The following is a 10112-nucleotide window of genomic DNA, read 5'->3' on the forward strand; positions in this document are numbered from 1 at the left end:
GCCAGCAGGCCGCGCGAGCTGTTTGCCAGCACCGTAACGGACGGCACATTCTTCACCCGGGCGCGCAGGCCATCCTGCACGGATGACAGGTCCAGAGTTTGCAGATCAGACGCATAGGGCAGCCCAGCATGGACCACAGCCGCGGCGGTTTGCAGGGTGATCACACCGCCCGACACCACCAGCTGCGGGTGTACGCTGCCGTCAGCCAGGATGCTGACTGTCTTGCCCTCCAGATGAGATAGGCCGGTGAAGGTGGTGCGCGCCAGCCGCCAGTCGGTAGTGGCAACACCGCGCAACGCCTCCGGCACATCTCGGCTGGCACGGCAGACGCATACGGTGCCACTGGTCACGGATTCGATGGCCAGGCGCAGCACGGCGCCGTCATCGCCGTACGGCAGCTGCAATACAGCCCCTACCATGCCGCCGTTGAAGTAGCTGGCGCTGGCCGTTACGGTGAACGTCTCATAGCGGTAATCCCACGCGCTGCCACCGGAGACGGTCATGCTCGTAGTGCTGGTATTCCGGCCATCGTAGGTCAGGCCGCAGTCCACAAAGAACGCATCTTCGATGGTGTCAAAACGGCGGCTGGCGAAGCGCTCCACGTACCGTGCCGTGGCACCATTGACCGTGCGCCGCACGATGGCGTACACCGCATCTTCATTGCCTTCGCGGATAGCGCACACGCTTTCAAAAGCGCCGTCGGTGTCGTGCCAGTGCCAGCCCACTACCTGTTGGGTCTTCATGTAGGTCAGGCCCACCAGCGCGCCATCGTCGCGCACCATCCACAGTACTGTGTTTGGGCGGCGGGCATAGGCCAGGTCTACGATCTCGCGCCCAGCGAAAAGGTGGTTGGCTAGCGTGCTGAGTTCTTCACCGTCGAAGCCATCCGCCTGCAGGGAGTAGGCCAGGTCCTGGATGGTGGCGTTATCGTCCTGCAGGTACACCGCGCTGATGCCGCTAACGATTGGGGGCAGATGGCTGCAGCCGCCGTAGCCCTGCTGTTTTGTGCTCATGGTGGACGGGGTCAGCACGTCGTCAGGGCCGGATAGCAGCCACTCGCCGCCAGAGGTCAGCACCAGCAGGCTATCCAGCGGCAGGATGTGGCGGATTTCGTTGACCTGTCGGGACACTAGGCTGCGGGTGATAGCGTCATCGTCAACCAGCGGCGTGCTCTTGCCGAAGCTCTTGAAGTCGCCCACCTTGGTCATCCACAGCGTTTGCGGCTGCTGCTTGGTGGCGCCAAACACCATGCGCTGCTGGTAGTAGCCCACAGTACCGGGGTAGCCCTCAATGCTGGACCACGCCGCATGCGCGTACTTGTAGGTGCCAGCCGATACCACGGCATCCGGCAGGCGGCGGATAACGGTAGCCGTGGCCGTCCTGGCATCGGTCACGCCGGTGATGCGCACGATGCCATAGCCACTATGAAGGTACTTCCACTTCACGCCCATTGGGCCAGGATAGTTGGCCGAATCGTAATACGTGCCAGTGCCATCCTGCTCTGTACCTTCGTCATGAGATGGGGCGGTGGAGCCAGTCCAGTATGCCTGCGCAGCTACGGCCGCATTCCCGTCTGCGACATAAACCTTTCCATTTGACCGGCACAGCTTGCCGTCAGGACTGGCGCCTGGGTCGCTCATCTGCCTGCCGCCCTGCCAGGCTGGCGTGTCAGATGAAGCCTGCTCCAGATAGAACAGGTTGCCCACGTTGCCTGCCGCAAAGATATCGGTAGTCGAGGTGATCGTGATGCTACCCGTGGCGGCCGAGGCGGTGACGGTTACCGCCTTGTCGAACGCCACATCCTTGAATGGCCCTTCCTCGGGCGCGTATTCGCTGATGCGCCAGTCGTGGTGATCGTAGCGGCTGAACTGGCGGGGTGCGTAGCCCTGGTGGCACACGGTAAGCACGTCAGCGCTTTGCGTGTATTTCAGGCTGGCCACTGCAGACGCAGGGTAGGGCGTGGCGATCTCCACCGGCTGGCCGGCGCTGGCGTGGCCGGTCGGGTAGACCACCTGGGCGCCGTCTTTATGCACGCGCATGTAGTAATCACCGAACTCCAGTGCGTAGGTCTGCACCGTGCTGAACGCAAACGGAATTAGTCGCGAAGCCTTGCTGGCGTCCTTGGTAGCCGCTACGAAGCGCGTGCCCGGGCGGTTATCAGCGCCGCCGTACTGCCTGCTGATGAAGTTGCGGCAGCGCTTGAGCGAGGTCTGATAGCGCGCCAGATCAACGCGCCCCCACAGGCTGGGTGCCAGCTCGCCGCCGGCAAAAGATGGCTGGTTGGTTTTCATGCGAACCTCGCTTCGTTGATGCCCACGGCGGTGCGGTACGGGTCGGCTGGTGCGTAGCGCTCGCCTGCTGCGCTGGCGCTGGCCGCTGACAACATGGCCATGTAGCGCTCTTGGGCGGCGCGGGCGGTGTTGCCGTCTACCTTGAGCGGCACGCAGATGGCTGCGGCCAACCCCCAAGCCAGGGTTTGTACGAACAGCGGCGGGTATAGGGTGGGGTCTTCAATGCGCTGGATGTAGCAGGCTTCGGCCTGCGGCAGATCGCACGCCAGCAGGCGGCCGGTGCCGGCGGCATTCATGGTCAGGTCGAACGCGATACGCTGGGTGCCAGGCAGCACGGCACGCATGCCCGCTGGCAAGACTTCGGTAACTTTCAGGCAGTCGCTTGGGTAGGCGTAGCCGTACTGCCAGCCTGCGGGTGCCTCGCCGGTATCAGCCAAGGCAGCGCGGCGGGTGGCCCAAGCTGGTGCCATCTGCGCTAGCGCAGCGTCACGGGTGATGTCGTACACCTGGGCGCACACCTGAGCCTCTTTGCTGCGCTCGTCCAGGCTGGCGATGCTGGCCGTGCTGGCTACATTGAACAGCGCCAGATTGCAAATACTTACGATGGAAGTCGCCATGGTCGGCTCCATGAAAAAAAGGGGCGCGCGGCCCCTTTGTTGGATGTTGGTGACTTACTCGGCGGTGCCGGTATCCGCTGCCTCGGCAGCATCACCATTACCCTCGGCGGGCTGGTTCTTGCCGGTGCGCTTGGTGGCGGCCTTCTTGCCTTCGAGCTCAAACCAGCTGGCCGGCTTTGTATCGTCCGGTACTTCGAACCCTTCGCCAGGCTGGCGCAGCACGCCAAAGTAGCCAACAGCGGTCGCGGTTGCTTTCATGCGGTTTTCTCCTTATCAGGCGATGCGCGGGCTATCTGGCATCGGGGTGTTTTGTTGGATGCCTTCAACCACCTGGGCAGAGAACTTGCCAGCAGTCAGCGGGCCCGTGGCTACGGTGTAATACACGCGGCAGTAGCGGCGCAGGTTGACCGGCATCGGAATGACGATCTGGCGGCCTGCGGCCAGGTTGGCCTTGCCGATAGCAGCGGTCACGGCCACGTCGGCAAAGGTGCTGTTGTCGGCGGAGTCCTGAATAGAGAAGGTGACGGTGGCGGCGCCAGCGGCAGCAGCCGATTCCGACACGGTGATCACCATACTGGAACGGTCATCCATACCGGTGTTAGGGGTGGGCTGGCCAAAGTCGATCACGTCGGTAGAGGCCGTCGAGGCAGTGACAGCCTGGGCGCTCGACACCTGCAGTGCTTTATCAATGATCATGGTTTGCATCCTTGCAGAAGAAGTTATTAGGGGCGGGAGTCCGCCCCGTCAGGGTTAAACCACGCGGGCTTCGGTGAGCAGCAGCGCGTCGGTACGACGGCATGGCACGCCATCGAAGGCCACCACGGACTTGCCTGCGATGCTTTCCATGGTCAGGGTGGAGGCGGCTACCTTGTTGGTGATCTGGCGGCGCAGGAAGCTGCGAATCTTGCGCGGCATGTAGAACACCGGGCGGCCCATGCCCAAGTTCGGCACCAGCTCGATAGCCTGGGTCATCAGGTCGATGAGGTCAGCACCGGCGCTAGCGTTCTTGGTCAGGTCGGATACATCGATGTTGGCGATACGAACCACATAGCGCCAGTCGCGCAGGGTCAGACCCAGATCCCACTTGTAGTGGGTGCGGTAGGCTTCCATGCGCGAGCCGGCCACACCGCCAGCGCTCTCGATGGTTACCTGGCCCTTGTCGCTAACCTGCAGGCCAGCTTTGGAGCCTTTCGGGTACAGACCGTGGCAGGTATTCGGACCCCATACCACCAGCCAGATGGATGCGTTGTCGCTACCTGTGCCGCCACCGTCCACGATGTTCATGGCGTTTTCGGCGGAAAAGCTGTTGTAGCGAGGTGCCAGGCCCATGAAGCGCTCAGGGTTGGCCGAGCTGTCGCCATAGAACAGGGTCTGCGCCATGGACTGGTTCATGCCTTCCACGAAGGCTCGATCTTCCGACAGGCGCCAGGCGGCACTGTTGCCGTTCAGGTCGGCCAGTGCTTTATCGACTTCGGCGTAGGTTTCCAGCATGCCCATGCTGTCCTTTACCGGAACAGTCTTGGACTTGGACGGCTGCACGCCATAGTTCAGCAGGCGCCATGTAGCATCTGGCAGGCCGCTTCGAATGGTGGTCTTGTGCTCAGAGAAACCGTTGGCCTCGATCATGGTCATCTCGGTCAGCACTTCGTTGGTTTCGTTCAGCATCTCCACGATATTGGGATCAATGCTGCCGTCTGCGGTCATACGTGCGGTTACGTCGGCCAGCGTCGGGTTGATGGTAGTCAGAGTAGCCATCTGGGTTTATCTCCGTTACGGGTTCATTTTGGATTTGGAGTAAAGGCCTACAGCCCCGCCCCCACTGGTTGATTTACCGCCGGCAATGAACTGGTCCTCGCTCATGGCCTTGCCGACTTTCACAATGAGCTTCACCAGCTCGGGGTTATTCCCCATGCCGGTTTGCTCCAGCATCTGCTTCAGCTCGGGCGTGCCGAACTGCTGCATCACTTTCTGAACGGCGACCAGCGAGCCCTGGAAGTTGTCGCCGCCGATTTCCTTGTCTGTTTTCACTGCCTCGGCCCAGTCCTGCACCTGCTTGCCCCAGGCCTCTGCCTGTTGCTCGGCAATGCGCTGCTGCAGCTGCGGCACCAGGTCCACGACCTTCTGCGCCTGCTCGTTGCTCAGGCCCAGTTCTTTGGCCAGCGGGGTGAAGCTCTCGACTAGCTGGGTGTCCAGCTCGCTGCCTTCCGGCGCCTTGAAGTCGTAGGCTTCCGGCACGGATGGCTTGTCCTGCTGGCCGTCCTTGTTCTCGGCCTGCTGCTGGCCTTCCTGCGAAGCGCTGCCGTCTGGCTGCTGCGTGGCTTGGGTGCCATCGCCTGCGGCGCTGCCGTCAGTGCTGGATGACTGGGAATCGGCACTCGCGCCATCGCCAGACAGCAGAGTGGTGCCAGTCGGTGCAGACGAGGCGGGCGCGCCACCACCACCGGCAGAACCGGTGTCACCGGCTTCCTGCCAGTAGCCGCGGGCGATCAGTTGTTGCTTGATCATTGGTTGCTCTCCTTGGCCTCTTTGGCCATCTTCAGGTACAGGTCAGGGCAGACGCGGTGCACGTCGGCGAACCACTTATTGCCGACAGAACGCTTGCCCTCGTTGAAACTGGTACCGGCCAGATCGCCGGTAAAGCTCTGCTCGAAAATCCGGCAGTCACCCAGCAAGCGCCACATCAGGCGGCGGCCGTACTCGGTCATCATCAGCGCGGCCAGATCGTCGTCGGCTCGCTGGCGCTTCTGCCGTTCTTGCTCCTGGCGCTCGGCCAGCAGCTCTTCGTCGGTCTTTAACTGTTCGTCCATGTCACATCCCCATCAGCGCGGCCAGGGCGCTGGGTTCGGTCATTTGGGTTTCGCTCAGGGTCTTGGCGCCGTCGGCGGCCATCTGTGCCATTTGCAGCTGCTGGGCAGCCTGCTGCTGCTCGGCGCGCTGCTGGCGGATAGTGGCCACCTGCTCGTCAGCCAGGGTGATGCCGGGGGCGATGCTCAGGCGGGTGGCGTAGTCGTCTACGGCCTGGTCGAAATCGACCTTGTCCAGCACGTCCGGCTTAGAGGCGGCCAGGCTGCCCACGAAGCCCACGAAGCGCTCGATGTTGCTGATGCCGGCCATCTTCATGGCCTGGGCCATCACGCTGACGTACTCGACCTTGAGCGCAGCGCCATCCAGCTCGGGCGGTGGCGGCGGAATCAGGCCACGGCGCTGCATGATGGCGAAGGTGCGGGTAATGAGCGGGTCTAGCAGGTCTTCGTCCAGGCGCTGCAGCACTGGCCCCAGCACGGTCATCTTTTCTTCTTTCAGCTCCAGCACGGCCGTGGCGGTCACGTCCTTGGCGTTGCCCATGTTGGAGAGCATCAAGAACAGGTCGTAGAAGAAGGCGCGGCGGATGCGCTCCTCGTTGGCCTGAATGTCCAGCATCAGCTCGTTGAGACGCGGCTGAATCTGGTAGGCCGGCACAAAGCCTTGCTGGCCCTGCACCACGTCGATGTAGGTCACATCGCCCGGCAGCAGGCTGACGCGCTGGTTTTGCATGGTGGACGGTGCCGTCATAGGCGGCTTTACCAGCAAGTCGATGGCCTGGGCCTTGCTGCGCTCCTCGTGCTGCAAGGCTTTGTTGTCGCCAATGGCGGTCATGCCCGGGCACTTGGTGGCGTAAACGTCCTCGCCGTTGACGAACCAGCGCGGGGCCATCACGGGGAATTCATCGAAGCCACCCACGGACAGCAGCTTGTCGGCCTCACCGCCTTGCTCGTAGTACGCGGACAGGTATCGCTTGTTGCGGCCATCTTTCAGCGCTGGGTCGCGCTGGGTATTTGGCTCGATGGCGTGCACGACGGCGTGCCAGTTTTCGGTAGCGCCGGTCTGGTAAGCGCTCTGCACGGCAGTGCTGCAGGCTGTCAGGCCGAACTTCTCCACCATCTGGCCCACGGTCATGGAGAACTCGCGGTAGCAGGTATCCACGCTTTGGCGTGCGCCATTAGCTAGCCAGTAGCTGCCAATCGGGTACGGGTAGGTGCGGATTACCGTGTCGTCGTCTTCGAACACGCCCATGGCAGCCGTGCCAAAGGTGCCAATCAGGCTGTAGATCACCGGCAGGGACTGGTACAGGTTGGACCGCACAAAGATCGTGCGCATGTCCTCGGTCACGCGATGCAGCCAAGCTTTCACCTCGGCGCGCTCGGCCAGCTCGATATCCGACGTGGTCAGGCTGAACCAGGGGCGGGCGGGGCTGGTCATGCCGCCGTGCATGCCGGAACCCAGCGTGTCTGCTGCCAGTACCGGCGTGTTGTTGATGATCTTGGTGTTGCGACGGTCGCCCTTGTTGCGCTCGGTAGTCAGGAAGCGCGGGGCCATGGGCATGAAGAACTCGCCAAGCTCGCGCCAGCTGGTTTCGAAGCTGTTGCGCTCGGTCTTGAGCTGGGCAAGGCGCTTGTCGCAGCGCTGGCGGATGGAGTCAGCCATTAGGCACCCAGCAGGGTTTTGCCTGCGGTGGCAGCACTGCCGGTGGCGCCCTGGCCGCTGGTCAGCACGGCAGAGCTAGCAGCAGCAGAGGCAGCACGGCGGCGCTTGGCGTCAGATGCAGCATTCACCACGCTGGCGTCATCGCTGGATGGAACAGGCGCAGCTGCCGTGCTGGCAGCCGTGGGGATGGTGATGTTTGGGGCAGACAGGCCAATCGCTTTTTTGATTACACCGCACATGGCGACCCACCTCAGATGTTGATGATGGGGTGATGTTGCCCGTGCGGCCTGCGGATTTTCGCGGTTTAGCGGAATGGGTCGTAGTCGGTGACGGTGCGGCCTTGCGGTATGGCGTTGCTACCTTGCGGCATGCGGTTGCGCTTCATCACCGGGGCGGCAAAGGTCAGGGCCAGGGCGTCACCGCAGCCAGGCGAACGGCCAAGGCGGGCTTTCACCTCGTCTTTGGGCTCCAGCACAATCTTGCCGTCCAGCTTCACGCGGTACTCAACTGAATACAGGTCTTCGGCGGTTTCCTGCTCGTCCAGTGCGCCGCCTTCCTGCAGCCACTTCTTCACCGAGTTGTACATTTCGCCGCGCTTGTTGAGCATCTGCGGGTCCAGCGATGCGCTGCTGAACGGGATTAGCTGCCAGTTGCGCCCCCACGTAGCCCCTACCGACTTGATGCCGGTGCCGTAACCGAAGTCGATGAAAACGGCGTCGGCCTGGTGCTTGTCTTCGAAGTCGGCGATACGTTTGGCCATCACCACGTCGTCGTCTGTTTTGTTGCCGCTCCACAGCTTCTTGGCGAACAGGCCACGGCGCATGTAGATCACGGCATCATCACCGCCGGAGTAGGCCGGATCCACGCCGATGATGGTGGCCGCGTGCGCCACGTCGCGCTCGGTGATGACGCGGCGGCGTGCCTCGTCGGTCAGGCTGGTGGGGATGAACTGGGCGTCAGAGGCATCAGGGAACATGCCGCGCACGCGCACCTTGAAGAAGTCGCTGTCTTCGCCGTAATCGCTGCGCCATTCCTCGATCTTGGCCTTGTTCGTCATCTTGGCCTGGCGGCTGTCGATCTGGCGGCAGCGCCAGCGCTGCTTGAACTTGCGGAAGCACTCGCGGAAACGGCCTGTGTTTCGCGTGGGGTTGCCGAACACAAACCAGAACGGCTCGCCGTCGGTCAGGCCGCCTTCGGCCACTTCCCAGATCTTATCGGGCACGGCCGACGCTTCATCGAACAGGTAGAACGGGCTGGAGTTGGCCGCATGCAGGCCGGCGAAGCTCTCGCTGTTTTCCTCGCGACAGGTCTGGCCATCCACGCGCCAGCTCTCAGGGTGTGCCGCGTGGTACAGGTTCATGTTGCCCTTGCCGTTGTTGTACACGAACCAGTGGCCGGTAATGCAGCGCTTGCGCCACTTGCCCAGCTCACCCCAGGTCTTGGTACGCAGCTGCTCGGACGTGTTGGCTGTCACCACGCCCTTGCAGTACGGCCTGGTACTCATGATGAACAGGATGATCCACGACGACAGCGCGCTCTTGCCGATACCGTGGCCGCTACTGGTGGCAGCCTGGTACGCAGCGACGGGCTTCACGCCGTCAAAGTTGTTGCGCTTGATGGCCTCGCCCCAGTCGGTCAGGAACTCGCGCTGCCAATCGTCAGGGCCGGTGAAGCCGTCCAGCTCGCCCACGCCCCACTCGAATGCGTACATGACCCAGCCCAGCGGGTCGTAGAAGAAGCGGCCCATGTCCTCGGCCAGCAGTGCTTCCGGGTCCAGTTTTTCCGCAGCAGACATGAAAAAGCCCCATCGATGTGATGGGGCGGATGGTGCGGCAGGGTGCCTGGGCAGTTTCGCGGTTTAGGGGTTGGCCGCACGCTTGCGCGCCATCAGGATGCGGTCTACCACGCTCACCTGGCCAGACACGTCCAGCTTGTCGTTGAAGATGCCAAAGTGCCTGCCCAGCAGCTCTAGGTTCTTCACCTTGTCCGGCCACTTGATCTTCTTCAGCAGGCGCACGGTGCGGTCTTGCTCGGACTCGCCGCCCATTACCAGCTCGGATAGGTCGATGCCGCTGATGGACAGGCGCCACGTGCGCGGCCACTGGCTGATCGGTTTCAGGCTCATGTCGTCGTTGAGGATGTCGAACACGTCCATCTGGTCGATCTCCTGCAGGCGCTTGATGACGTAGTCGGCGTCTACCTGCGTGCGCTGCTCGCGCTGCTTCATGCGACCTTGGACGGCCTGTTGCACCTGAGCATTCCTGAGCAAGCGCGCTGCGTTGACTTCGGCGGCATTGCCCTTGGCGGCATAGCCCGCACGACGATAGGCACCGGCGGCGTTCAGGTCCACCAGGTACTCGTCAACGAATCGGGACTGCTTCGGCGTCAATGCCATGCTCAAAACCTGTAGTCATATCGGGAGATTTTTGGAAGGCTGCTGCGTGGCTTGCCGGTGGCCAGGCACCAGAAGGTTATAAGCGCCTCGCCGTCGCAGTATCGCGGTTCAGTGCCGTGGCTGTAATAGCGGTCCAGCTTATCGCGGCTGATACCGGTGCTGGCCGATACCGTGCTACGGCAGTGGCCTGCCCGGGTCAGATCGTTCAACACACGGAACCAGTGCACGCGCTTATCCGTCTGCGTGCGCGTCACACGGCGCAGGGGTTTTTCCTCTGCGGCCGGCTGCAGCGTGCTGAACAAGTCGAGCTGGTTGTCTGGGGCCATGGCGAGTACCGGCATGTCA

At 62.6% G+C, this 10112-nt stretch carries 12 protein-coding genes; all 12 read right to left on the reverse strand.

Annotated features, from left to right (window positions below; genetic code table 11):
• Nucleotides 1–2291, reverse strand: a 2291-nt coding sequence (locus FLQ44_RS07965) for a phage tail protein (RefSeq protein ID WP_147693947.1), incomplete at its 3' end; no start/stop codon positions are given.
• Nucleotides 2288–2908, reverse strand: coding sequence for a phage connector family protein (locus FLQ44_RS07970; protein WP_147693948.1), 621 nt, complete (start codon nt 2906–2908; stop codon nt 2288–2290). The genes FLQ44_RS07965 and FLQ44_RS07970, both read right to left, overlap by 4 nt.
• Nucleotides 2909–2962: 54 nt before the next feature.
• Nucleotides 2963–3166 (reverse strand): hypothetical protein, encoded by a 204-nt coding sequence (locus tag FLQ44_RS07975; RefSeq protein ID WP_147693949.1) that lies wholly within the window; start codon nt 3164–3166, stop codon nt 2963–2965.
• Nucleotides 3167–3181: 15 nt separating this feature from the next.
• Nucleotides 3182–3604: a Bbp16 family capsid cement protein gene (locus FLQ44_RS07980; protein ID WP_147693950.1), complete on the reverse strand. Its 423-nt coding sequence runs from the start codon at nt 3602–3604 to the stop codon at nt 3182–3184.
• Between the two features lie 54 nt (nt 3605–3658).
• Nucleotides 3659–4663 carry a major capsid protein gene (locus tag FLQ44_RS07985; protein ID WP_147693951.1) on the reverse strand — a complete coding sequence of 335 codons (1005 nt, stop codon included), beginning with the start codon at nt 4661–4663 and terminating at the stop codon, nt 3659–3661.
• A 15-nt stretch (nt 4664–4678) separates the two neighbouring features.
• Nucleotides 4679–5413: a hypothetical protein gene (locus FLQ44_RS07990; RefSeq protein ID WP_206208747.1), complete on the reverse strand. Its 735-nt coding sequence runs from the start codon at nt 5411–5413 to the stop codon at nt 4679–4681.
• Nucleotides 5410–5715, reverse strand: a complete 306-nt coding sequence (locus FLQ44_RS07995) for a Bbp19 family protein (RefSeq protein WP_147693952.1) — start codon at nt 5713–5715, stop codon at nt 5410–5412. The genes FLQ44_RS07990 and FLQ44_RS07995 overlap by 4 nt, the downstream gene beginning before the upstream one ends.
• A gap of 1 nt (nt 5716) precedes the next feature.
• The gene (locus FLQ44_RS08000; protein WP_147693953.1) at nt 5717–7372 is read right to left on the reverse strand and encodes a portal protein; all 1656 of its coding nucleotides are present in this window, start codon (nt 7370–7372) and stop codon (nt 5717–5719) included.
• Entirely contained in the window at nt 7372–7611 is a 240-nt protein-coding gene (locus tag FLQ44_RS08005) for a hypothetical protein (protein WP_206208748.1), read from the reverse strand. Before FLQ44_RS08005 ends, FLQ44_RS08000 begins: the two co-directional genes overlap by 1 nt.
• A 65-nt stretch (nt 7612–7676) precedes the next feature.
• Nucleotides 7677–9167, reverse strand: coding sequence for a terminase (locus tag FLQ44_RS08010; protein WP_147693954.1), 1491 nt, complete (start codon nt 9165–9167; stop codon nt 7677–7679).
• A gap of 63 nt (nt 9168–9230) precedes the next feature.
• Nucleotides 9231–9767 carry a terminase small subunit gene (locus FLQ44_RS08015; protein ID WP_147693955.1) on the reverse strand — a complete coding sequence of 179 codons (537 nt, stop codon included), beginning with the start codon at nt 9765–9767 and terminating at the stop codon, nt 9231–9233.
• Between the two features lie 2 nt (nt 9768–9769).
• Nucleotides 9770–10112: hypothetical protein (locus tag FLQ44_RS08020; RefSeq protein ID WP_206208749.1), on the reverse strand; the 343-nt coding region annotated here is incomplete at its 5' end.

It is taken from the genome of Vogesella mureinivorans, from assembly GCF_007644035.1.
GTDB classification, from domain to species: Bacteria; Pseudomonadota; Gammaproteobacteria; order Burkholderiales; family Chromobacteriaceae; genus Vogesella; species Vogesella mureinivorans.

Coding starts and splice junctions, on each gene's coding strand:
- FLQ44_RS07970 (WP_147693948.1), bottom strand. CDS start 2,908: ATGGCGACTTCCATCGTAAGTATTTGCAATCTGGCGCTGTTCAATGTA.
- FLQ44_RS07975 (WP_147693949.1), bottom strand. CDS start 3,166: ATGAAAGCAACCGCGACCGCTGTTGGCTACTTTGGCGTGCTGCGCCAG.
- FLQ44_RS07980 (WP_147693950.1), bottom strand. CDS start 3,604: ATGATCATTGATAAAGCACTGCAGGTGTCGAGCGCCCAGGCTGTCACT.
- FLQ44_RS07985 (WP_147693951.1), bottom strand. CDS start 4,663: ATGGCTACTCTGACTACCATCAACCCGACGCTGGCCGACGTAACCGCA.
- FLQ44_RS07990 (WP_206208747.1), bottom strand. CDS start 5,413: ATGATCAAGCAACAACTGATCGCCCGCGGCTACTGGCAGGAAGCCGGT.
- FLQ44_RS07995 (WP_147693952.1), bottom strand. CDS start 5,715: ATGGACGAACAGTTAAAGACCGACGAAGAGCTGCTGGCCGAGCGCCAG.
- FLQ44_RS08000 (WP_147693953.1), bottom strand. CDS start 7,372: ATGGCTGACTCCATCCGCCAGCGCTGCGACAAGCGCCTTGCCCAGCTC.
- FLQ44_RS08005 (WP_206208748.1), bottom strand. CDS start 7,611: ATGTGCGGTGTAATCAAAAAAGCGATTGGCCTGTCTGCCCCAAACATC.
- FLQ44_RS08010 (WP_147693954.1), bottom strand. CDS start 9,167: ATGTCTGCTGCGGAAAAACTGGACCCGGAAGCACTGCTGGCCGAGGAC.
- FLQ44_RS08015 (WP_147693955.1), bottom strand. CDS start 9,767: ATGGCATTGACGCCGAAGCAGTCCCGATTCGTTGACGAGTACCTGGTG.